This window comes from Salinisphaera sp. G21_0, from assembly GCF_017744115.1.
In the GTDB taxonomy this organism is placed as follows: Bacteria; Pseudomonadota; Gammaproteobacteria; order Pseudomonadales; family Endozoicomonadaceae; genus Endozoicomonas.
On record NZ_JAGHQW010000077.1, the window covers coordinates 1 to 21,510 of the forward strand.

27 protein-coding genes are annotated in these 21,510 nt (G+C 51.9%); 12 read left to right on the plus strand and 15 right to left on the minus strand.

Annotated features, from left to right (window positions below; all coding sequences use genetic code 11):
* Both J7439_RS22870 and istB read left to right on the plus strand, forming a co-directional pair.
* On the plus strand, positions 1–830 hold an 830-nt coding region (locus J7439_RS22870), incomplete at its 5' end, for a Mu transposase domain-containing protein (protein ID WP_209204366.1).
* 34 nt (positions 831–864) lie between these two features.
* A complete protein-coding gene (istB, locus tag J7439_RS22875; protein ID WP_209204367.1) occupies positions 865–1,620 on the plus strand; it encodes an IS21-like element helper ATPase IstB in 756 nt (251 codons plus the stop codon).
* A gap of 93 nt (positions 1,621–1,713) precedes the next feature.
* On the opposite strand, the gene J7439_RS22880 is transcribed toward istB, so the two are convergent.
* The 14 genes from J7439_RS22880 to J7439_RS22940 all read right to left on the minus strand — a co-directional run bounded on the left by J7439_RS22880 (position 1,714) and on the right by J7439_RS22940 (position 13,408).
* On the minus strand, positions 1,714–2,280 hold the full coding sequence (locus J7439_RS22880; protein WP_286198491.1) for a recombinase family protein: 567 nt from the start codon (positions 2,278–2,280) through the stop codon (positions 1,714–1,716).
* 122 nt (positions 2,281–2,402) lie between these two features.
* On the minus strand, positions 2,403–3,395 hold the full coding sequence (locus J7439_RS22885; RefSeq protein WP_209204369.1) for a hypothetical protein: 993 nt from the start codon (positions 3,393–3,395) through the stop codon (positions 2,403–2,405).
* Between the two features lie 235 nt (positions 3,396–3,630).
* The gene (locus J7439_RS22890) at positions 3,631–5,667 is read right to left on the minus strand and encodes a portal protein (RefSeq protein WP_209204370.1); all 2,037 of its coding nucleotides are present in this window, start codon (positions 5,665–5,667) and stop codon (positions 3,631–3,633) included.
* Positions 5,668–5,776: 109 nt separating this feature from the next.
* Entirely contained in the window at positions 5,777–7,384 is a 1,608-nt protein-coding gene (locus tag J7439_RS22895) for a terminase large subunit (RefSeq protein WP_209204371.1), read from the minus strand.
* The gene (locus J7439_RS22900; RefSeq protein WP_209204372.1) at positions 7,360–7,719 is read right to left on the minus strand and encodes a hypothetical protein; all 360 of its coding nucleotides are present in this window, start codon (positions 7,717–7,719) and stop codon (positions 7,360–7,362) included. The genes J7439_RS22895 and J7439_RS22900 overlap by 25 nt, the downstream gene beginning before the upstream one ends.
* 2 nt (positions 7,720–7,721) lie before the next feature.
* Positions 7,722–7,970 (minus strand): hypothetical protein, encoded by a 249-nt coding sequence (locus J7439_RS22905; RefSeq protein WP_209204373.1) that lies wholly within the window; start codon positions 7,968–7,970, stop codon positions 7,722–7,724.
* 2 nt (positions 7,971–7,972) lie between these two features.
* On the minus strand, positions 7,973–8,362 hold the full coding sequence (locus tag J7439_RS22910; RefSeq protein ID WP_209204374.1) for a 3TM-type holin: 390 nt from the start codon (positions 8,360–8,362) through the stop codon (positions 7,973–7,975).
* Positions 8,363–8,372: 10 nt separating this feature from the next.
* A complete protein-coding gene (locus J7439_RS22915; RefSeq protein WP_209204375.1) occupies positions 8,373–8,768 on the minus strand; it encodes a M15 family metallopeptidase domain-containing protein in 396 nt (131 codons plus the stop codon).
* 163 nt (positions 8,769–8,931) lie between these two features.
* On the minus strand, positions 8,932–9,465 hold the full coding sequence (locus J7439_RS22920; RefSeq protein WP_209204376.1) for a hypothetical protein: 534 nt from the start codon (positions 9,463–9,465) through the stop codon (positions 8,932–8,934).
* Between the two features lie 9 nt (positions 9,466–9,474).
* Entirely contained in the window at positions 9,475–10,815 is a 1,341-nt protein-coding gene (locus tag J7439_RS22925; protein WP_209204377.1) for a DNA cytosine methyltransferase, read from the minus strand.
* 18 nt (positions 10,816–10,833) lie between these two features.
* The gene (locus J7439_RS22930) at positions 10,834–11,316 is read right to left on the minus strand and encodes a DUF1367 family protein (RefSeq protein ID WP_209204378.1); all 483 of its coding nucleotides are present in this window, start codon (positions 11,314–11,316) and stop codon (positions 10,834–10,836) included.
* Positions 11,317–11,401: 85 nt separating this feature from the next.
* Complete coding sequence (locus J7439_RS22935; protein ID WP_353623109.1) at positions 11,402–11,842, minus strand: hypothetical protein; 441 nt, start codon at positions 11,840–11,842, stop codon at positions 11,402–11,404.
* The gene (locus J7439_RS27330) at positions 11,724–13,115 is read right to left on the minus strand and encodes a hypothetical protein (RefSeq protein WP_353623110.1); all 1,392 of its coding nucleotides are present in this window, start codon (positions 13,113–13,115) and stop codon (positions 11,724–11,726) included. The genes J7439_RS22935 and J7439_RS27330 overlap by 119 nt, the downstream gene beginning before the upstream one ends.
* On the minus strand, positions 13,112–13,408 hold the full coding sequence (locus J7439_RS22940) for a hypothetical protein (RefSeq protein WP_209204380.1): 297 nt from the start codon (positions 13,406–13,408) through the stop codon (positions 13,112–13,114). Before J7439_RS22940 ends, J7439_RS27330 begins: the two co-directional genes overlap by 4 nt.
* A 271-nt stretch (positions 13,409–13,679) precedes the next feature.
* On the opposite strand from J7439_RS22940, the gene J7439_RS22945 reads away from it, so the two are divergent.
* Positions 13,680–14,342, plus strand: a complete 663-nt coding sequence (locus tag J7439_RS22945) for a helix-turn-helix domain-containing protein (protein ID WP_209204381.1) — start codon at positions 13,680–13,682, stop codon at positions 14,340–14,342.
* Here J7439_RS22945 and J7439_RS22950 read toward each other — a convergent pair whose 3' ends face one another.
* Complete coding sequence (locus J7439_RS22950) at positions 14,343–14,825, minus strand: RusA family crossover junction endodeoxyribonuclease (protein WP_209204382.1); 483 nt, start codon at positions 14,823–14,825, stop codon at positions 14,343–14,345. It abuts the gene before it with no gap.
* Between the two features lie 159 nt (positions 14,826–14,984).
* Between J7439_RS22950 and J7439_RS22955 the strand changes: the two genes are divergently transcribed.
* From J7439_RS22955 to J7439_RS22995, 9 genes are read left to right on the plus strand one after another with little or no spacing between them, the layout of a single operon-like run.
* Entirely contained in the window at positions 14,985–15,317 is a 333-nt protein-coding gene (locus J7439_RS22955; protein ID WP_209204383.1) for a hypothetical protein, read from the plus strand.
* The gene (locus J7439_RS22960) at positions 15,286–15,687 is read left to right on the plus strand and encodes a hypothetical protein (RefSeq protein ID WP_209204384.1); all 402 of its coding nucleotides are present in this window, start codon (positions 15,286–15,288) and stop codon (positions 15,685–15,687) included. The genes J7439_RS22955 and J7439_RS22960 overlap by 32 nt, the downstream gene beginning before the upstream one ends.
* Positions 15,677–16,462 carry an ERF family protein gene (locus tag J7439_RS22965; RefSeq protein ID WP_209204385.1) on the plus strand — a complete coding sequence of 262 codons (786 nt, stop codon included), beginning with the start codon at positions 15,677–15,679 and terminating at the stop codon, positions 16,460–16,462. Before J7439_RS22960 ends, J7439_RS22965 begins: the two co-directional genes overlap by 11 nt.
* Positions 16,463–18,037 (plus strand): YqaJ viral recombinase family protein, encoded by a 1,575-nt coding sequence (locus tag J7439_RS22970; RefSeq protein WP_209204386.1) that lies wholly within the window; start codon positions 16,463–16,465, stop codon positions 18,035–18,037. It begins immediately after the preceding gene.
* Positions 18,034–18,531: a single-stranded DNA-binding protein gene (locus J7439_RS22975; RefSeq protein WP_502950439.1), complete on the plus strand. Its 498-nt coding sequence runs from the start codon at positions 18,034–18,036 to the stop codon at positions 18,529–18,531. Before J7439_RS22970 ends, J7439_RS22975 begins: the two co-directional genes overlap by 4 nt.
* Before the next feature lie 10 nt (positions 18,532–18,541).
* A complete protein-coding gene (locus tag J7439_RS22980; RefSeq protein WP_209204388.1) occupies positions 18,542–18,892 on the plus strand; it encodes a hypothetical protein in 351 nt (116 codons plus the stop codon).
* Between the two features lie 43 nt (positions 18,893–18,935).
* Positions 18,936–20,165: a hypothetical protein gene (locus J7439_RS22985; RefSeq protein WP_209204389.1), complete on the plus strand. Its 1,230-nt coding sequence runs from the start codon at positions 18,936–18,938 to the stop codon at positions 20,163–20,165.
* A gap of 12 nt (positions 20,166–20,177) precedes the next feature.
* Positions 20,178–20,384, plus strand: coding sequence for a DUF4224 domain-containing protein (locus J7439_RS22990; protein WP_209204390.1), 207 nt, complete (start codon positions 20,178–20,180; stop codon positions 20,382–20,384).
* Positions 20,385–20,395: 11 nt separating this feature from the next.
* A complete protein-coding gene (locus J7439_RS22995) occupies positions 20,396–21,463 on the plus strand; it encodes a tyrosine-type recombinase/integrase (protein WP_209204391.1) in 1,068 nt (355 codons plus the stop codon).
* The last annotated feature ends 47 nt before the right edge of the window (positions 21,464–21,510 follow it).

Here is a 21,510-nt window from a genome sequence, read left to right on the forward strand (position 1 = left end):
ATTATCAGGTAGCCGTTGTTCCCGCCCGGGTCAGGAAACCTCAGGATAAGGCCAAGGTTGAATCTGCCGTACAGGTGGTCGAACGCTGGATACTGGCCAGCCTGCGTAACCAGACATTCTTTACCCTACCGGCACTGAACAAAGCGATTCGAAGCCTGCTGGATGAGCTGAATAACAAACCGTTCCAGAAACTACAAGGTAGTCGTCGTTCACTGTTTGAGGAGCTGGACAAACCGGCACTCAAGCCTTTACCTGCAGAGCGTTATCAATACGCTGAGTGGATAGAGGCCCGGGTACACATTGATTACCATGTGTCAGTAGACGGCCATTACTACTCCGTGCCTTACCAACTGGCCAAAAAGCAACTCTCTGTTCGCTTCACCCAGAATACGGTTGAGTGCTTTTACCAGGGTAAACGGGTCGCCAGTCATCAACGGTTGTACCAGAAAGGCCGGTATAGCACTCAGCCTGAACACATGCCGGAAAAGCACAGACAGCATGCCGAGTGGACACCTGAGAGACTCCAGAACTGGGCTGCCCAAACAGGGCCTGAAACAGAAGCAGTGATACGACGAATCCTCTCAGACCGTCGCTATCCGCAACAGGGTTATCGCAGCTGCCTTGGCATCATGAGGCTGGGAAAAAGTTATGGTGGTGCCCGCCTTGAAAACGCCTGTCGTCGTGCACTGTATACTGATGCCTGCTCTTATCGCAGTCTCGAATCAATCCTGAAGCACAACCTGGATCAACAACCGCTGCCGCAACTGGAACCGGAACCTGCATTGCCGGATCATCATGAGAACCTTCGTGGCTCTGACTACTTCAACTAATCCATCACGAATAATAGAGAAAGGAACCAGAACCATGTTATTGAATCCAACATTAGAAAAACTGCAAACGCTGAAACTATCCGGCATGTATGAAGCACTTAATGAGCAATTAAACAGTCCAGACATAGAACAAATGTCGTTTGATGAACGGTTGGGGCTGATGGTTGATCGGGAAATGACTGTCCGTGATAACCGGCGCTTGAAAACCCGTTTAAAAAATGCACGACTAAGGCAGCATGCCTGTATGGAAGACATTGACTTCCGCCACCCTCGCGGTCTCAAGCGTGAGCAGTTTCAACAGTTACTGGGCAGTGGCTGGATAAAGGATCATCAAAACGTCATTATCACCGGACCAACCGGGGTTGGTAAAACCTGGCTGGCCTGTGCCCTGGCACAGAAAGCCTGCCGTGATGGTTATACAGTCCAGTACCAGAGGCTGCCAAGACTGCTTCAGGACCTGAGCCTTGCCCGTGCTGATGGTCGTTACCTGAAGATCATGACGACGGTGGCCAAAACCGACCTGCTCCTTCTGGATGACTGGGGGCTTGCCCCCTTAAACGAGAGTCAGAGGCGAGATTTGCTGGAGCTGTTTGAAGACCGGCACAACCTCAAGAGCACGCTGATTACCAGCCAGATGCCGGTTGATCACTGGCATGAACTGATCGGTGATCCAACACTGGCAGATGCGATTCTGGACCGGCTGATTCATAACGCTCACCGCGTTCCTTTAAAGGGTGAGTCACTGCGCAAGAAACAAGCAAAACTGGCGAAGTCCGAACCTACGTCCTAAGCTGCAAACCGATGCGTCGCTGCTCTCCAATGGGGGGTGGCCGGATGTTTCCGGAATTGGTGGCCGGATACTTCCGGAATCAGTGGCCGGATGTTAGTGGAATGGGTGGCCGAATGCTCCGGAATGCGCATTATGAGCAATGATGCCGTTTTTAATTTTTTCCCTGGCTTTCTTCCAGCTCTCTTTTTTCCGCCTTGACTTGGTTGCACTTTCTTCATGGGCTCTGGCCATAATACAAATTGCCAGCATTAACGGAGAGGGATCGGTTTGCACCCGGTCTTCGCTAAAAATCTGACCATCAAAATGAGTACAAATAGAAACGCCATAGTTAATAATGGTCAGGAACAACTGCAATGCTTTTGGTATTCGCTCCCGGCTCAATCGATCCAGACTTTCAATCAGCAGAACTGCCGGCTTTTGAATTAATCCATTTTCCAGGGCATGAATAAATTGACCAAGGGCAGCGTTGTCATCCAGATTCCTGCCATGATATGCCGACTTTCCAATATCGATCAGGCTGAAATCGGTATTCATTACCCAGCCTTTTTGTTCAGCAAATTCATGGCTCAGACGCAACTGTCTTGGGATACCATCACCCCTTCTTTGCACCCCAATGGTCGATATCCTGTTATATGAATAACATTGTATTTGTTGTTCCATAATGACCTCTCGTTGTTTTTAACGTATCAATAATCCTGTGTTGAGTAAATTATATTGTTTCAACTTTCGGAAACGTGGTCGTTGCCATGATTCAGATCCTTTGAATCTCTTTCGAGAAACGGTTAGAGCCGACCTCCCTGCTTAATCCACTGGGCCAGAACCTCATCGAGTTTTTCCTCGTTGGCATCAAACTCTTTCTGCGGCATGGCCGCTATCTGTTCCAGTGTCATAGCGGGTTGACGACCCTGAGTGGTCGGTGTTGAGCGGGACCGCACTGGCGGTTCGCTCATCTGTTTTGCCTGCTGCATTTTTTGCGCTGGATCAGGTGCAGGTTTGGGCGCAGGCTTATTCAGACCGGCAGCCTCTTTATAGAGACTCATGACCTGCGCTGCCCCCAATGGGCTAACACGACTCAACTCCTGAACATCAGCCGTTTGTCGTGCAAACCAGCCTTTAAAGTCCTCACTGGCAGAGAGCTGCTCCACGTCAGGATGAAGACTGCGCAACTTGCTCCAGAATGCCTGCCGGGCCTGCTCCGCCTCCTGCTCCTGCCGTGCCTTCTCAATAGCCACCAGCCGCTGCTCCAGTTTCCGGTTGAGCTGTTCCGACTCATCCAGCTTGTTAAACACCGGGTCCAGCTCCTGATAGTCCTTACGGAGTTCCTGAAACTGATCAGACGGCTCTGGTTCACTATTGGGTTGGTTCGGCTGACTCAGACTCTGCTGACTGAGCAGGTCCACTTTGGCCTGCAGCAAAGCCATCTGTTGCTGAAGCTCCATATTGCTGCGCTCCAGATCAGCGGCTTTTTGCGTCGCCCGAGTCATCAGTGCATGAGCATTCTTGCGGGACTCTTCCGCCTTGGTGTACTTGTCCTGCCAGTCTTCACCGCTCTCTTCACGAGATGTGGGGGCAGGCGGCTCTGACTCTTGGTCAATAGCTTCCGGCTCCGGTGCAGGTGGCGGGGGTAACTCATCAGCGGGCGGGTTCTGGTCGGTCTGCTTGTCCTGCTCGTCTTCTTGCTGTGCAAAAGCTGCAGGGGCTTCCGTTTTCAGACCCATCAAGGCTGCCAGTTCGGCATCCGTTTCCTGATCCAGCTTTTCGGCATCAATGGCCATCTTCACTCTCCCTGTGGGGCGCTGAGGCTTGTCCACATCTGGTTTAGCCTGATCTTGTGGGGCCTGGGCTTATCCACATATTTCAGGCATTCACCGGTAACCGCTCCATGCGTTACCGGCATACCGCCCATCCCTGGGCATAAAAAAACCGCCGAAGCGGATTAGTTTTTACTGCTGTTTCAAATACGTCGCTGCCCTGAGCTGCAAGGCGATAATGTCATCCAACTCCTGCACTCTACCCTGCAGGACGCGCAAATTGGTTGAATCCTGGCACGTTGCCAGTTTCTCCAGCAGCAACTTGCGTCGGCGCAGAAGATACTCTTCCACCAATTCGTACTCCGGACGATTGCTCACCGTCAGAACGGCTTCCGCTTCCTGCGACTTCAGGTGCATGGGATTGGGCATAGAGTTCTTCCTCGGGTCTCAGGGCTTTATCCGGATCAATATCCAGGGATTTCAGGTATTCGTTATACAGATAGCGATGGTCAGTCATGGGACCCAACACCGGATTCATACTGACGTTCAGAGCATTCATCATCCGTTCTGACTGCAGCTCTTTGGCAACCAGCGCAGCACTGCCCATGGCCACCACATCCAGATCACCCCGCTTGGCATCTTCGCTATCACTCCAACGCATAGCGAAATTAAACAGACTGTCGATCAGGGGAACAGTTGCGTAGTCGTCTATATTTTTCACCACGCTTTTCAGAGCCACGTTGGCAGCGGTCATCAGCATGCTCATGCCGCTGGCGGTTTTGTTCAGGCTCTGAGTCTGTTCACCGTGGGTATAACTGGGGAGCGATGTTTCTTCATCCGCAAACCTCCGGAACATTTCAAAGATGCCAGACAGATCCTTCTGGTTGCTCTGGATATTGATGGCCTGAATCATCGGGCCTTCTCCGGCCTCTCCATCATAAAACCAGAGTCGATAGGGATAGATTTTCTTGGCATCTTCGAGGCTCATGCCTTCCGGAAATTTGCTCACATCCATCTGGAACATGGGGCCAGCGGTCAGGGCTGCGTTATCCAGCAGGGCTCTGCCAGTGGAGTTCATTACATCCTGACTGTCGTTCATCATATAGGGGATGCCGATGCCCCAGAACCGGTGCAGCACACTTTCATAGGGAACAAACTTGTAGGGGATCGCTTCCGGTTTCAGTGGGTTGAGTCTGGCCATAATCATCCGGCCATCGCAGATCCAGATATTGGCCTGGTACTCTGCCTGTTCATCAATATCGGTAACGCCATACTCCATCAGCTGATGGCCATCCACCGGCCCCCAGTACTCCAGCACATCAAAGCGCTGGGGTGTAACATACTGCTCATCATTGTTGTTGATATTGCGCAGTTCCCGTTCGTAATCTTCGGGTACATGGTTTCCCTGGGGAGACTCCATCAGAATGGCGTGAATGGTATCGGTCTCAAAACCAGGGCTGCCTGCTAATTCTCTGAACTCATGTTTGGTCAGCACATGGCGTCGAAACAGATCATTTGGTTTGCCGGGATCATGGGAATAGGGATCGGGGAATAGGTCAAAGACACTGGCCCATTCAATATCCGGCTCGATGCTCTGATGCTCGTTGAGTTTCCATTCATCACCTTCACTTTCCCACTTCTCATGATTCCGAATATTCAGAGTCGCTACCTTGATGCAGCCAGTTCCCAGGGTTACCTGCTCACGAACCATTTTTTTGATTTCGGTGAGTGCGTTGGCATTGATCAGGTAGTCCTTGATTAACCGCTTCATCTTCATGGCAGCGGTATTGGCCTTTTCCAATGCTTCCGCCAGCAGTTCCCGCTCCATTTCATCGTTACGTTCCTGGATGAGTTGGTTTCGGGTTCGGGGATCAAGTCTATAAGGCAACAGCTCCTGAATTGCCATCATCCGGATCTGCTGCTTAATGGACGCGGGAATATCAGACAGTGGACTGGGAACAATATCCCAGAAGCTATCCACATTCTGAAACAGCAGATCAATAAGTCGGGAGTAGGCAGCATTGACTTTGGTGGCAGTGATCTTGATAAACACCCGGCTCAAGGCCTGCTGCTCTTCCATCACCTTTTCTTGCTCGGGACCGTATTCACCCTTTACCGCCCGCAGCGCATCCAGCCACTCGTCTTCCACTTCCCGTCGTGCTTCCCGATAACCCTGCCAACGGCTGTAGAGATCTGAAGCAAAGGCATCACGTACCGCTTGTTCACGACGCTCGTTGTCCAGTTCTGCCTGAGTCACCTCATCCGGGGTGGCAACCATCACCAGTCCGTGCTCCATTACCTGACCTTCTTGCCTCTGCGTCGCTGCCACTCAAAACGATGACCGGCCATAATGGCTGGCCAGCTCCCCACCACCTGCTGAGTAAAAAGAATGATTGTCCGTTCCATCAGTATGCCGATTTCCCTGGAGCCCTATATTTCAGCTCATTGATATTGATCTTCCTGCGGGGCAACTTCAGAACCATCTGCTGGGCGATGGCATAACTGATCACCCGATCATCGAAGCAACCTTCCTGGGCATTAGTGGCACCGTTGTCTTCAATCACGTAGGTCTGGCACTCCTTTACCGTCTCTACGCTGCAGATCCCCGCATCGCCATCCCTGAGCAATGCAGCCAGATGATCAATCATTAATGGTTTTGATTTGGTCGTAGTAAGCCAGCCAATCCGTTTAGTGCGTTTCTGGGTGCGCTGATCCACCGTAGTTTCCATATAGAGATTGGGGTATTTCAGGTCTTTCAGTTTGGAGATGGTGGTCAGACCGTGGTTGTTTCTTTCTACGCCGATCAAGGCATTGTTGTAATAGCGCCCCAAGTGATTCAGCATCTTCCCCAAGTCGTCCGGTGCCACATGGCCAGACCAGTGGGCAACTTGATAACCAGAACGGTCCAATACGTCGATGGATGAATAATCGCCATGCTTGTGTTTGTCATTGATCGGCGCCAATCCTTCCGCCACATCGCAGCCGATCACATACTGCTGACTCCCCTCCACTGGGTACCAGATTTTCAGCAGCCCTGGTTTCTTCCGGTTTAAACCATTAGGTGTCAGCTCACACTGCCACTTGGACGAATAACATTCCTGTTTAGCTGCTTCGGTATGCTTAGGATCAAATACCGGTCGACCAGAGAAGAGAAACGCCTCCTGAATATTGCAGGGGTATTCCTGTTTGAACTTGTCTTCCGACTTCAGCTCATAAATCTTCTGGCGGCGCCACTGAAGCTGTTCGTCATCCAGGTCATAAGCCTGCTTCAGGTATCGTTCGTCGGTGTCTGTCGTGAAGTCGTCCGGGACTTTGGTACGGCACTCGTCCTGCCAGAACCAAGGTATAAACACCAGTTCAAAATCACCGCGCCCAGCATCAGCGTCCATAACATAATCATAAAACACACCACCGACGCCGTTAGCAGTGCTCTCCAGAATAACTTCGGTATTATTTTCATTGGGTACTGCCTGTAATACACCCGCCAGGTGTTCATCTGCATTGGGCCAGAACGCCACTTCCGATCCGTGGAATAGTTGTGCTGTGGATGAACGTCCGGCTCCCTTATTACCAGCGGTACCCACCCGATACCCGGAGTCATGGAAAAATTCCAGTAACTTGGAGCTTTTGTTTTTCAGTTCCCTCTGGGTAAACGGTGGCTGATTTTCATGATACCGCTGCACCATATCAAACAAATTGGCGGTGGCATCAGCCTCATGGGTCAAGATATAGGCCCTTAATCCCTTGCGATTGCTCACCAGCCAGTAAAACCGGCCTTCAGTATAGGTGGAGCAGCCCTGCTGCCTGCCCTTTAGCACCACAATTCTTACCTTGCCGGTACGTTGACGCTGATCCTCAATCCGGCTATCCAGATAGAGCTGAGCCTTGTTCAACTGAAAGGGAATCACCCTGGCATTCTTGGTGCGGATCTTCAGGCACTTGCTGGCGTAGAACTGAAACTCAGTCAACAGCCGTTCCCGGGCTGGCGTTACCCGTCCTTTTCTTCCAGCCATTCATCCAGCGTCGGTATCTTTTCCGCCACCACGGTCTGCTCATGGCGATCCCGCCAGTGGTAACGGTTTTTCATATACATAATCAGCATGGCAGGGGAAACATCCTTGTTCATACCCAGTGCTCCCTGCATGTATTTCTCTTCCCAAAACACCTCTGCCAGCACATCCGCCTGAGCTACAGCTTCAGCAAATTCCTCATACCTATCGATGTACGACAGAAACGTGTTATAGCTGATCCCCATTTCCGTAGCGGTAGCTTTCCTGCTCAGGCCTGTGCTCATCAACTCCTTCACCTGCTCGCACATCTCAGGAGTGTATTTACTGTGATTAGCCATGATTAGAGAAACTGTTTGATAGCAAAAGCGATAATGCCTGCCGTGGTGGTCGCAGCAATCCACTGAATCACACTGCTGATGGTCGAGTTTTTCAGTACCGATTTTTCGATAGCATCCAGCCGTTCCTCACTGCGTTTTTCTCGCAGTGCCAGGTTCACCATCCGCTCATCGTGCTTGGCCAAGGTCTGCAGGATCTGGGTAATGCCATCCAGCTTTTGCTCTATACGGTTGAAGCGGTCTTCATCACCCATAGCTATCTCCTGGCAACACCTTTCAGTTTCTCCAGCGTTCGAGCACCTCCCAAGCCCAGCAAACAAAGCAGCAAAGTAATCACGGTACTGGTGTCGGCTGTGGGTAACTGCTGAACCACTTCTGACTTATCCACAAGCATCAAACCAATGATGACCAGATCCCGAACAATCCAGGTCCAGGCAAGAATCAACACACAGAGCCAACCAAGGGCAGGCCGCCAACCAGACACAAATACCGATGGATGCTTTGCTCCTTCGATATTGGCCAATGCCTGAAGAATATGAGGCTGCTGTAACTGGTGACTCAAAGACAATTCAGCTTTGGCTCGCTCTTCATCAGACGTGAACAAGCCATCAAGCCCACCCATCAGCGCTTTGGCAATTCCAGCCATTGGGTTCAGGTTAATCATCCACCAGCTCAAAGTGCGGGTAATCCTTAAACCGATGATCTTTCAGCTGACCATCCCTATCCCAGTCACCACCCCAACGCAGCTTGATGCCCATAACCTCAGCAACCCCCAACACATAACCGGCAAAGTGCGCAGATCGCTGATAATCAAACCAGTCCAAGGGATAAGCCATTACATCCACAGCCTTGCTGGGCAGCTCATTGTGATTACTATCTGGCCACTGCAACTCCGACTGACCATTTTCAAACGCCAGCATCTGTGCAGCCTTACCCCGATGACCACAAATAATCGTGCAATCGTAATGCTCAATTACTTTCCTGAAGACACGCTGAAGCCGCTCATCACAAGTCGACAAATGTCGCCTGGACGAAGCGGAAAAGTGAAACATGAAGCCCCTTTTTTATAGTGGTTCAGTTTGGAGGGATAAAAAAGAAAACCCGGCAATCAGGGCCGGGTTACTTTGAAAGATTCAAGCGATGGAAAGTGCGTTATCTGGAACTTTCCCAACATGAGCTTTTACCGTACTTTCTGGGTCATTTTTAGTCAAGGCTTCAGTTTTCATATTTGATAGCTCCTGCCTTTTCCAGTAATTCCTCAGCCTGATCTTCTGACCACCGGATCCATTCATTGCACACTTCCTCACAGGCAATACGCCAGCGATAAAGAGTCTTACGGCTTTTTCCGGTTATCTCAACTTTGCCTTTCTTCTGCTGCATATCAGGATGCTGCAATAGCCACATCAGATAAAGAGAAAGCATCACCGGATTTTTTCGGATCGCTTTGGGTAGCCGTTCATCGCTCCTGAAAATATGAGTCACCCGTAACCATGCATTGGAACGGTTCGCCTGATTATCGTCATACCGAATCGTCAAAATGGCAAAGTGTTCCTGCTGCATTCTTTCCCGCAGGTCTCCCTTTCGAATACCATCATCACCCAGTCGTTCATCTCTGGTACTCCGATGCTCTGGAGCAACCGCTGTCTTGCGATAACCTGCATTGATATCCTGCTGCCAGCTCGCGGTTTTCATCATCAGTTCCGGTGTTCCGAAGATGCGCATCAGGGCTGGCTCCAGGGAAAAGTACATGGCAGCCTCCTAATTCAGAGCGGTCTGGATACGATTTCCAATCCAGCGCATAACCGGAACAGCCATAGAGTTACCAAGGGCCTTGTACCTTGGGCCATCAGGGCATTCCTCAGCTGGCTTATTCTTCCAGGGGATGGCACTGTAACCATCAGGAAAACCCTGTAATCTTTCACATTCGAGCGGAGTTAATCGTCGTATGGCTAACTCGGCTTCACTCCCGGAGGTACTGGCAACTGCGTGTTTATCTCCCGCTGTCAGCGTGTTCATCGGGTCGCCAGGTTGTCCGATGCCCAGGCCATTGCCTTTCCCGTCTTGGTACTCGCCTCTTTTGCCAGAATGTCGGGTGGCCTGATCATGAATCGGTATCGCCACTGCGGCACTCAAACCATTACCCTGAGCCTGTAACGTCATGACCACGGTTTCGGAATGAACCGGGTCGTCCTTCGGATTGAAGGCAATGGTCGGATGGTTATCGCCCATATGGGCACGAAGGCAGGGTGATAACTCCGATGACCAGTGGCCACCCAGCCGTGACATGGCACCGGGCTCAAACACCACCAGATCTGTGGCATCCTTGTAATCTCGCTGCTTTAACGTCGAGGATGTTTTACCAGGACCATACTGACCAAAGGCCGTCATATCGTAAGCACTCAGATTTCCCTTGAGGCCACCTGCTTCAATGCCTGTTCCAACTTTAGCGGTAGGGTCTTCCCGCGTTTCTGCGCCCGGTTCAGAATCCCGGAGCAAGCTCTCGGACTCAAATAGAATCGGCTCCCGACAGGTCCAGTCTCCAAAATCTGCCAAAGCAAAGACCCTTCGACGACGTTGGGGTACTCCATAAAATTGAGCATCACACACCCGCCATTCAACAAGCCCTTCCTTACCGAATGAAACTCCAGCGTAGCGCCACTTTTCTGCACATGACTGCTCAGTGCCAGTAAGTAGTCGCAGTACTTCAGCAAAGTCCTGGCCCTGGTTACTGCTGAAAGCGCCGGGTACGTTTTCCCACAGAGCGAACCGGCAGTTGCCGTGTTTTCTGGCCCACCGAATAATCTGTATTGCTGCGAAGAAGAGTCCTGATCGTTCACCGTCAAATCCTTTTCGTTTGCCAGCCACCGACAGATCCTGGCAAGGGCTGCCAAACACCACCAGATCAATGGGGCCGAGTTTGCGGATCATGGCTTCCGTGATATCCGTCACGCTGCCAAGGTTGGGTACATCGGGGTAGTGGTGCTTCAGCACTGCACAGGGAAACGGTTCGATTTCGGCAAATCCTACCGGCGTCCACCCTAACGGATGCCAGGCAACAGTCGCCGCTTCAATCCCCGAAAATAACGACAGGTATCTCATGGATTCCCTCCCATGCTGTTACGCAAAGTTAATAATCCGTTCCATCAGATGGTCCACTTTCTGACGACTCCAACCCCGCTCCGGATGCAACACAAATTCCAGCAACACATCTACCGCCGTGGAGTACATCTGTTCAAACGCCTCCTGACTCATGCTGGCAAACTTCAGGCTTCGGGCACGGACCCGAACGCCTCCATCCGGGTATCCGGTCACATCGTAAAATCCAGCCTTCACCGTCACCCAGCGACGGAACTCATCGAAGTTTTTCTCCGGCGTGAACCACTGGTCGGTTCCTTCCATGCGGCACGGCTGTGGCTCAAAGTGATCAAATCCCAACTTCAACAGGGCAAAGAACTTGCGGTGAAAGTAGGGGTTACGGGCTTTACGAAACTCTGCCCGAATCACCTGTCCGGTCTTCAGCTGCTGCACAAATAACTGGTCATCGTCCGATACCGGCACCAACATCTGCGCCGAGACCTTCTGCAATGCCAGCTCCGCCATCAGATCGCCTCCACAAAGTGCCAGCAAAGCACCATCACCAGCACAATCCAGACCACCGCCAGCCAGACACCATCCCTGAGCCCATTCATCTGTACATTCCCATCAGTTTCTGCCGCGCACCCTGTCCATCCAACGGGTCAATGCCCTGTTCAGCCATACTCTCCCTCACCAGCTGATTCGAGTGAATGGCCGGGTCGAACTGGTGCTCGATGGACAACTGGTCTTCTAATGGTTCGCCATTCAAGGCTCTGTTGGTCAATGCCTGATAAGCACTGGCAAATTTCACCTTCACGTCGCGGCATTCCTGTGGTGAGCCAGCAGTGTGCAATTCATGCCAGCCTGCCTCCCGCCCAGCCAGGTACACTGCACGATGACTCCAGCAGTGATGGTTTGGGGAACGGGATCCGTCATTGGCTTCCTGCCACGCCTTCGCCATCGGTGGCAGCCCTAAATCCTCCGGTTTCGGCTGGCACAGCCGGCGAAACTCCGGAGCCGAGGGTGGCCAGTCGCTCCCCTCCCGCTTCACCCGGCGAATGCCCAACGCCAGCTGATTCGGATGCAGGTCGCCCAGGGTGTCCAGCCATTGCCCCGTCCGATCCGCCAGCCCGTGCTCCCGTGTCCACTTCGCCCCGTACAGGCCGATCATGGTCCCAAACAGGTCCGCAATCTGCTTCGGGGTGATACCGTTCGCGCTCCTGCACTCTGCGGCACTTCCCCCCTCCTTGGGGGGCGTACCCTGTGGCTGGCTCGGGGGCGTAGTGTTCTGCGTTGGCTTCGAGGAATTGGTCAAGTACGCTGGGTCTGTCAGCCGTTCGTTGTCGTGCTGCATGATTCACCGTCCATGGATTCATCAGGTTGTCAGGGTTGTTCAGGTAGGGTTCCGTGGTCATCACGTACTGGGTGCCAGTGGTTCCGGTTTCGTCACAGTAGCGATGGTAGGCTGCCAGGTTGGCCAGCAGTTGATCAGAGGTGAAGCCCTCTTGCCGGATCAGTTTCCGGTACTTGTTGAAGGTTTTCTGCTTGTAGCCCTTCTTGCCTTCCCGCCTTGGGTAGGCTGTCCACCACTGCTCAAAGTCTGCTGACAAATCATCCGGTTTTTCCGAAGCTTTTTGAGTTATTGGGCCGGACTGCCCTGTCGTACCAATCGTGCTACCGGCACTTGATGGCTCTTCCCCCGTCTCGGGGGTCGTACCAGTCGTGCTCCCGACACTTCGTGGCACTTCCCCCGTCCTGGGGGTCGTGCGGTCGTCAGACTGCACATATGTCTTGTAAGTCTTTTTTCTCTTATTCTCTTCTTCTCTATTTCTCTTATTCTCTAGGCGAGATTCTGCCGAGCACTTGCCGAGCATCTTCCGAGCGTTTTCCAACAACGCTTCGGTTTGCCTCGAGCCCTTGTAATCACTGGCTTTCGCAACCGCCCTTTCGATAACGGGTATCACTCCGGGCAAGTCTTCCAGCAACATCTGCGGCAGTTTCACCAGCAGCTTCAGCCGGGCATCAATCTGGGTGATATTGTCCACAGGATTGTGTTCCATAAACTGCGGAATGCAGATGTACTTGCACTGGTCGGAGGCCAACAGGAAACCGCTCGCCGTTAGCTCGGCAATCGCTCGTTCAACGCTCGGCTCTTCCCAGCCAAGGTCTGCCGCCATATAGCCTTTTGGCATCCTGAAGATGCCAATCAGGTTTCCGTGCCCAGTGGTCAACAGATAAAGAGCCAGCAGTTTGGCCTGGTCAGACAGTGCCTGAATGTCATCACTGATCCAGAAGCCGGAGGATACTTTGCCAAATTCTTTCATTGCGCCCCTCCCAGCCAACGCTTAATTCGTAAGTTGCGTTTCTGGTTACGCTGCATCCAGTTCAGCAGGAAATTGAACAGCTGCGGCCAGGTGGGCGCATAGTCAAACTTGCGGTCCATATAGGCACGGGCATTGTTGAGTTCAGCCTCTACATCAACATCCGGACAATCGGCCACCAAGTCCAGATAGAAGGCTTCCGGCAACAACTGATCCTGCTCCTGTCCGGCCACCGGCCAGTGGGTTTCATGCCAAAGAAGGGGGTCTTGATGGTTCTCACCAGGGTTCTCGGTCATGATCTTACTCCATGCAAACAATCCGGTATGACTGGCTGAGGAATGGTGCAGAGGGATGGGATATTATTTTGATGCATAGCGATCACTCCGTTTGCTTTTTATTTATCCAGAATCACAAACGTTACCATACGAACGTGTATTTACAACAATTCGATACAGATAAAACGGCCTGAGTAACAGAATGCAAACCCCCGGAATTCTATCCGCCAGGGAATTTGTCTTATGATGGTTAACAACACCAACATCAATAACAGCAACAAGGAGCCGTGCCGTGACCACTGAAACCCTGACCACCGAAACCTGGGTAGACCGGGCCAATCTAAAAGCCAGGGAACACGGACTCAACAACGCCCAGATTGCCGAACGGATTGGCGTTAGCCGGACAACGGTCAGCTTTTGGATGAATAACCAGCGGGAACCCAAGCTGGAGCAGAAAATGCGACTGGCCGATGTCCTGCAGGTCAGCCTCAACTGGCTGGAAACCGGCAGAGACACCCTGCCCGGTCACCACCTGCCGGAAATCCGTATGGATCAGGTGGCAGACCTGCTCAACAAATATGCAACAAAGCAGGATGAGTTAAGCGACATAGCCAGCTCAGCCATCCGTATCGTGGAGTCCACCGGTGAGAAAAGTTTTGTCGTACTGCTGGATAACGATACGCTGCTGGACCCAAGCCGTGGGGATATCCTGGCCATTCCTGAGGGTGCCCGGGTTCAGATTGATACGGAACAGCAGCCGGTGCAGGGCTCCATCATCCTGGTAGAACATAACGGTAATATGGTGCTGCGCCTGTGGCGACAGATTGAGCCGGGGCTGCACCACCTGCGTGTCATCAACCCCATGTACCAGAACCTGAACTTCAACCATGAAGGAGACATCATGGCGATTTACCGGGGTTCAGTTATTGGCTACAGCGTTACCATGAAACGCTGATCATACCGGCCAGAACCACAACATCACCCCTGGCCGCTCGCCGTACACTTTGATGCAGCGGCCATCGACAATCTGCTTGTCATCCTCCCAGAGAACGCCGTTCAGGGCATCGCAGTAAAGCTTGACAAGATTATCAAAGTCCGGCTTCCGGCCTGGCCGAAGCTCTCCATCCCTGGCCGCCTTCTGCCTTTTTCCGCTCCAGCTTTTTGGAATCTGACTGATAGCCAGCAGTTCTACTGCCAGAGCACCAGGCAATGGTGACCCGGCATACTGGCGAATCACCGCTGACCTCACCGCCTGTTCAGCCTCTAACGTCTGCCTTGGCGTATAGCAACGGCCTGAACGGGTAAACCTGGGGCGGCCTTTCCCCACGGGCTCACCGTTGATAATCACGACATGACTCCCGGCATTTGTAACGCCCGACAGTTTATTTCGCACCGCTATCGGCACCCGAACCAAACAGTTTTCTAATCTTTCTTCCATAACGATGCGCCAGTTATCGAGATCAAACGCCTTACGATTGATTAAATCTAATACATTTAAACTTTAGATAGAAACTTTAAATTGCGTTTTATTTGTAACGCACTACGTTTATCATTTAAATAAAAATATCTAACCAATAAGACAATAAACGGAGCATCAATGGACGCAGTATCCCATGACATCGATAAATACCTGGCAGCCATCGATGCCGCAGAAATCTTTGAAGATTACGTCGAGTTACAACTCGAACACCTGGAAACTGAATTCCTGAACCAGCTACAACAACAGTCCATGCTCAAGGTCAGCGGCTTCCAGTCCTTCACACCCCTTACCTTCCTTCAGTTCCTGCTCACCGAAGAATTCCACCCCATGCAGGGCCTGCGCTGGCTGGCAGTAAAGCAGCTGGTACATGACTGCAACGACGAAAACTCCCGCCTTTCCGGCTGGGACATTATCAACTATGCGAGCAAGCGAGGTTATTGCCGTGGTTAATGAGATAAATACTGAAGCGATAAACCGGCTAGAAGAACCCGTCGTCACGGGTATCAGCGACTGGCTGAACATCAACCAGTACACCTACGACTACGGCAAGGTCTGCATCCTGAAAGACCGGATCGCCAGCAACATCACGCCGGATATGACCGTGCTCCAGATCTACCGGGTCATCAGGGATGAAATTGCCGCATGGCGTAAAGATCCAACAACAGAGGACGCCCTGATCGTTGATTTCCGGGCATGGTGCGAACTGCACCGCTCACTGTCTAGTGCCCTGGAAAAGAGTTTTCGCATGGAAATTGCTGACCAGGTGCTGGCCGTCAGAAACCGTATTCACCGGGACGAGGCCCTTCGCCATGCCAGCTAAAAAGAAAACCGAACTGATTGAATCCACAGAAGTGTTGCCTGTGGATAAACCTGAGTCCTCCGCACTGTCGGAAGTGGGCCAGATCATGCAGTCAGCCATTGCCCAGAATGCCAGCATCGACACGCTGGAACGGGTGATGAGCCTGTATGAACAGAGCCAGTCCATTGTTGCACGACAGCAGTTCAATGAAGCTTTTGCCCGCTTTCAGCAGGAAATGCCGGTAGTGAAGAAAAGCAAGAGTGCTGCTTTCAATACTAAAAGTGGCGGCCGTATGGAGTACTCCTATGCCTCTATTGATGATGTGGTTGCTGCGGTTCAGCCGGTTCTTCACCGGTACGGCCTGAGTTATTGGTTTGAGCAACAGCAGAACGGACCATCTATCACGATCACCTGCAATCTGGGTCATGTATCTGGCCACTCCATCTGTAACACCGCCACCGGCCCTGTGGATAACACCGGCAATAAAAGTCCCCTGCAGCAGATCGGTTCTACCGTGACCTATCTGAAACGTCAGACTCTGGTTGGGATTCTTGGGGTAGCCTGCACCGATGATGACACCGATGGTTATGTGCCCGATATGAATGGAGATACCCAACCACAGACTCAGGCCCACTACCCCGATGCAGACTTCCAGCGCCATTTATCGGAGTGGCGGGCATCCATTGAGTCCGGTAAACAGAGTGCAGATCGCATTATTCGCAAAATCAAATCCAAAGCTCCACCCACCCCGCAGCAAGTACAACAACTGAAAGCCATCCAACCACGAGGCCATTAAATGGACATTCTCGATATTCAACAGGGGACGCCTGAATGGCTCGCCCTGCGCCAGAACTATTTCACCGCCAGCGAGGCACCGGCCATGATGGGCGACAGTCCGTTTATAAGCCGGGACCAACTGCTGCACCAGAAGAAAACCGGCAGTACCCCAGAGGTAAACGAATTCCAGCAAAAAAAATTCGATGCCGGACATCAGGCTGAAGCAGAGGCACGACCACTGGCGGAAAAGATTGTCGGCGCGGATCTGTTTCCGGCCACGGGTGCAACCACCATCGACGGTCTACCCCTGCTGGCCAGCTTCGACGGGCTAACCATGATGGAAGACCTGATATTTGAGCACAAGCTCTGGAATGAAAAGCTGGTAGCCCAGATCGAAGGGGAAGGCATTGAGCCTGCCTATTACTGGCAGTTGGAACAACAGCTACTGGTCAGTGGTGCCGAACGGGTACTGTTTGTTTGCTCCGATGGTACCTCCGCCAATCTACGCCATGTTTACTATGAATCCCAAGACTATCGTCGTGAAGCCCTGATCGCTGGATGGAAGCAGTTTCAGGAAGATCTGCACAGCTTTGAACCTCCAGTGTCCTCACCGGTGCTGGAAGGCGAGCTTATTCAGGATACTACCGCCCTGGTTATCCAACTTAACGGTCAGGTTAATCACTCCAATCTGCCCCAACTTGAAGAGCAGATCCACCACCGCATTGATTCAGTGAAATCCGAACTGGTCAGCGATCAGGATTTTGCTGACGCCGAATCGGCGGTGAAGTTTTTCAAAAAGACGGAAAAGAAACTGAAGGACGGCAAAGAAGCCGCACTTGCCCAGGTGCCGGAAATCGCTGAACTATTTACCCGCATCGACCACCTCACCGTTGCCATGGCCAGCAAACGCAAGTCACTGGACAAGCAGGTCAAACATCAAAAGCAGCATATAAAAGACAGCATGGTGCTGAAAGCTGTCACCACACTGGAAAAAGAACGTCAGGCCATCAATGTTGAACTCACCCCGGGCTGGATCGCCGCCGTGATCACGGCCATCGACTTTCAGGAAGTCATCAAGAGCAAGAAGAACGTATCCAGTATGCAGTCAGCTGTAAATAACCGGCTGGCACAGGCTCGAATTGAGCAGAAGCAGCAAGCACAAGCGGTGAAAAATAATCTGGCGTTGTTCCGGAAAATGGCTAATGACAAAGACTACCTGTTTCCCGATCTGGATACCCTGTTGCATAAGGAACCACCGGACCTCATGGCCATTATTGAAATGCGCCTCAATCAGGAAGCCCAACAGAATCTGGCGGCTAATGAACCGAAAGCGGAACCAGAACGCGCACCAGCCACAGCACCAGAAAAAAACGAAGAGCAGCCCGACCTGCTCTATACCGATGGTGAAGTCACCGAGGAAATCCTGACCGACGACATTTACAGCATGGAAAAGTGGCTTGGAAAAGGCTCACTAGACTGCTACCGCTATGATCGCCATGGCAATGAATACCGCATCGAACTGATCATCCGCCGCGCCGGGCTAATTACCCCCGCTCAACAACTGTCACTACAAGAAGAAAAGGAGACCGCCTGATGGTCGCATCCATGAATCGTGTCACCCTGATTGGCAGACTGGGCAGAGACCCGGACTGCAAAGCCACAGCCAATGGTGATGCCGTCACCATCCTTTCCCTGGCCACCGAAGAGAGCTGGAAAAAAGACGGCCAGAAACAGACCCGCACCGACTGGCATCGTGTTGTGCTGTATGGCAAGACCGCTGAACTGGCGGCTCAATATCTGGCCAAAGGCCACAGAGTCATGATCGAAGGCCAGCTCCAGACCCGAAAATGGCAGGACCAGAACGGCCAGGATCGTTACCAGACGGAAGTCGTGCACAACGGCTTCAATGGCAAACTGCTGTTCCTGGAAAAGAACCCCAACAACCAACAACCTCAGCAGACTCAAACCCAGCCACAGCAAAGGGCATCACAAAACCAGTATGCCAATGCCCGTAATGGCGCAACACAGCAGCCCGGCCAGAGCCATTACGAGCAGTACGATGAATACGACAGTTCAATTCCATTTTAAGGAGGCAAGGATGCCCAAACTAACACTGGAAGATATCTCCCTGAGCCTGGCCATTAGTGGTCTCGCCCGATCTTCTGACAGTGAAGATCAGCTGATCGCCGAAGAGCTGAGAGCCAGAAGAAGTGCCCAGGCCAATATCAGTACTGACTATTTCCAGACACTGAATGGCAAGAGCATCTGCAGCAACTGCCTGTTCCGGATAGCCATGAACGCATTGCTGAACATGACACTGCCTGACAACCCCAGTATCCGGGAAATTGAAGAACAGGAAATGATCCTTCGTCACTATGTCATTCAGGAGGCCATGGATCGGCATGAGTCAAACACTGACTCGCTGGTCACGCCTGAGCAACTGCACTGACTTTTTATCCACAGGATGGATTACACAACAAGGACAGTAAAACATGCATAGCACCAAGACCACCATGAGCACCAATATCACCACTCTTGAGCAGGCAGAACTGAAAATCCGTCGGGCCGGCATTGTTCAGGATGAAAAGGTAGAAGGTAAACAGTTATTACAAATATGCGGGCTGAGCATCAAAGACCCAACGGATTCTCTCCATAAGCAGATTAGCCGGCATGGATTTATTGCGGGAAAAGACTTTTCCGAATCGTTTCGGAAAAGTATCGGAGGCAGGCCGGGCAAGGTTTATCACTTCACAATCAATGCCGCTAACCATGTACTTCTGGCAGCCATGACCACCGAAGGAAAAAAGGCCAGGCAGGAAGCGATTGACGATAAACATGAAAAGCTGCTCTCCCGTCGCGACAATATCACAGCATTGAATAAGCCCGGAATCTATCAACCCGAGTTATCCACACCTCAGGCGTTGCTCGAAATAAATATGGCCACCTCACTGAGAGCCATGGCATTTGTCGAGGCACTGGGTTTTTCCGGAAACCAGAAACTGCTCTCCGCTGACCGATTACTGAAAAGCCAGATCGGTTTCTCACCTTTAGAAGCCATGGGCCAGAAGCAACTGGTAGCACCGGTTCAGGCCATGACGTTTACCCCAACCCAGCTGGGTCAGATGATGACACCGCCTCAAGATCCTCGGCAGGTGAACAGGTTGCTGGAAGCGGCAGGACTTCAAATCAAAATCGATAGCCTGTGGGTACCCACCGATCAGGGCCAGCCTCTGTGTGAAATCCTTGATACCGGAAAAGCCCATAACAGTGGTGCGCCAGTAAAGCAGGTGAAATGGTATCAGACCGTACTGAACCGCTTGCAACCTGCTATCCCCGATGAATCCAAAACTGAATCGAGCGATCAGGATTGCCGCTACGCTGATCCTGCGGTGGTTGGATCTGATAGCGATGATGAGCCTGCGCAAAGAAAACAAAAGCGCAAACGCAACCGCTACGAACTGGACGATTACTTCTCACTGGTAGAGCTGGGCGAATTTATTGGTCGCAGCCGTCAGCATGTGGTGGAGGTACTGGAAAAACACCGGCTCATCAAATGGACCGGTCAGGGTAAAAGAGGCAAGTACCTGCTTACCGATAAAGGCTGGCAGTTCGGCCTGATGTACGACCCCACGGAAACCTTATTCCACAACCGCAACAGTAAGCGACTGACCACCAGTAATGCCCAGCCGGTTTTGGGGTACGACATTCTGAAATTCTTTTAACGGGCGTGCGACATGGATGCGCTGATTTCCCAGCCTGACCTGATGGCATGGTCAGGCATTAAGCAAAAAGCGGCACTGGTCAAATGGATGGTGCAAAACCGGATACCGTTTTACTACGGACGTAATGGCGAAGTGGTCACCACCTACGCCGCCATTAACCAGCCACTGATTGGCACTGAACCGCAACAACCCAAAAAACAAACACTCAAATTCCTATAGGAGCAGTATTGATGGGAAGACCACGCAATAAAGAAAATGCCCACTTGCCGGAAGGCGTTTATCGCTGCAAGGGGCGTTTCGTTTATAAACCCTACCATGGTCGTGTCGGCCAAAAGAATGTGTATGGCGCTGAAATCGTTCTGGGTCCGGACACGATGAGTATGTCCAAACTTTACATGGCCATCGAGCTGCTGGAAAAAAATTCTGACCAGACCCTGGGCTGGCTGCTGGATGAATACCTTCAGTCCAGAAAGTTCAAAAGCCAAAGCAAAGACTGGCAGTACAACAAAAAGCTTTATACCCCCAAGGTGAAAAAGTTTTCCGTCGAAGGCTATGGTTCGTTCGGCAATGTGCCTCTTGCCCTGATCACGCCGCCTTCACTGAACCGGTTCTATGAAAAGTTTTCAGACAAGCTGGGAGCCGTGGCCGTTGCCCGCAAGTTAATCTCCAGTGCCTGGAGCTGGGGCAGAAGTCACCTGGAGGGCGTACCACCCAACCCATCGCTGGATTGTGAAGCCCTGCCAAGACCGAACCGGCAGGATGTGTACGTCAGCGATGAAGAGTATGCCTGTGTTTACTATCTTGCCAATCCTTATTGGAAAGCGATGATGGAGTTTGCCTATATCTGTCGGGCTCGACGATCTGAACTGATCAATATGAATCGGGATCAGCTGTTGCAAAAAGGCATACAGCTAAAACGGGGAAAAGGCTCACTGGATGAAATCACGCTCTGGACTCCACGACTGAGAAAAGCTCTGCAAACCCTCGATGATTACAACAACGGTGCCAAGTTTGAGTATGTGTTTGGAGCGCCCAACGTCCCGGCCAAAAAAGGTATTCAGATGTCACCGGGACAAAAGATGCACAAGAACACCCTGGAGAGCCAGTGGCAAAAACTGATCAACAGTGCCGTAGATGAAAAACTGATTACCGAGAAGTGGCACTTTCACGATCTGAAAGCAAAAGGCGTCTCTGACCACGAAGGACTGGTGTCCGGTCAATCGGGTAAGGGCTGGTCTTTCTCCAACCCTCCCCACAGCACCCGGCATGCGGGTCCGCACCGGGCGGTTCAACAATGATGGTGAAACCTGATCCATAAGTCTTTCAATGAAACAAGCCCAATTTT

Coding starts and splice junctions, on each gene's coding strand:
- istB (WP_209204367.1), top strand. CDS start 865: ATGTTATTGAATCCAACATTAGAAAAACTGCAAACGCTGAAACTATCC.
- J7439_RS22880 (WP_286198491.1), bottom strand. CDS start 2,280: ATGGAACAACAAATACAATGTTATTCATATAACAGGATATCGACCATT.
- J7439_RS22885 (WP_209204369.1), bottom strand. CDS start 3,395: ATGGCCATTGATGCCGAAAAGCTGGATCAGGAAACGGATGCCGAACTG.
- J7439_RS22890 (WP_209204370.1), bottom strand. CDS start 5,667: ATGGAGCACGGACTGGTGATGGTTGCCACCCCGGATGAGGTGACTCAG.
- J7439_RS22895 (WP_209204371.1), bottom strand. CDS start 7,384: ATGGCTGGAAGAAAAGGACGGGTAACGCCAGCCCGGGAACGGCTGTTG.
- J7439_RS22900 (WP_209204372.1), bottom strand. CDS start 7,719: ATGGCTAATCACAGTAAATACACTCCTGAGATGTGCGAGCAGGTGAAG.
- J7439_RS22905 (WP_209204373.1), bottom strand. CDS start 7,970: ATGGGTGATGAAGACCGCTTCAACCGTATAGAGCAAAAGCTGGATGGC.
- J7439_RS22910 (WP_209204374.1), bottom strand. CDS start 8,362: ATGGCTGGAATTGCCAAAGCGCTGATGGGTGGGCTTGATGGCTTGTTC.
- J7439_RS22915 (WP_209204375.1), bottom strand. CDS start 8,768: ATGTTTCACTTTTCCGCTTCGTCCAGGCGACATTTGTCGACTTGTGAT.
- J7439_RS22920 (WP_209204376.1), bottom strand. CDS start 9,465: ATGTACTTTTCCCTGGAGCCAGCCCTGATGCGCATCTTCGGAACACCG.
- J7439_RS22925 (WP_209204377.1), bottom strand. CDS start 10,815: ATGAGATACCTGTCGTTATTTTCGGGGATTGAAGCGGCGACTGTTGCC.
- J7439_RS22930 (WP_209204378.1), bottom strand. CDS start 11,316: ATGGCGGAGCTGGCATTGCAGAAGGTCTCGGCGCAGATGTTGGTGCCG.
- J7439_RS27330 (WP_353623110.1), bottom strand. CDS start 13,115: ATGAAAGAATTTGGCAAAGTATCCTCCGGCTTCTGGATCAGTGATGAC.
- J7439_RS22940 (WP_209204380.1), bottom strand. CDS start 13,408: ATGACCGAGAACCCTGGTGAGAACCATCAAGACCCCCTTCTTTGGCAT.
- J7439_RS22950 (WP_209204382.1), bottom strand. CDS start 14,825: ATGGAAGAAAGATTAGAAAACTGTTTGGTTCGGGTGCCGATAGCGGTG.
- J7439_RS22955 (WP_209204383.1), top strand. CDS start 14,985: ATGGACGCAGTATCCCATGACATCGATAAATACCTGGCAGCCATCGAT.
- J7439_RS22960 (WP_209204384.1), top strand. CDS start 15,286: ATGCGAGCAAGCGAGGTTATTGCCGTGGTTAATGAGATAAATACTGAA.
- J7439_RS22965 (WP_209204385.1), top strand. CDS start 15,677: ATGCCAGCTAAAAAGAAAACCGAACTGATTGAATCCACAGAAGTGTTG.
- J7439_RS22970 (WP_209204386.1), top strand. CDS start 16,463: ATGGACATTCTCGATATTCAACAGGGGACGCCTGAATGGCTCGCCCTG.
- J7439_RS22980 (WP_209204388.1), top strand. CDS start 18,542: ATGCCCAAACTAACACTGGAAGATATCTCCCTGAGCCTGGCCATTAGT.
- J7439_RS22985 (WP_209204389.1), top strand. CDS start 18,936: ATGCATAGCACCAAGACCACCATGAGCACCAATATCACCACTCTTGAG.
- J7439_RS22990 (WP_209204390.1), top strand. CDS start 20,178: ATGGATGCGCTGATTTCCCAGCCTGACCTGATGGCATGGTCAGGCATT.
- J7439_RS22995 (WP_209204391.1), top strand. CDS start 20,396: ATGGGAAGACCACGCAATAAAGAAAATGCCCACTTGCCGGAAGGCGTT.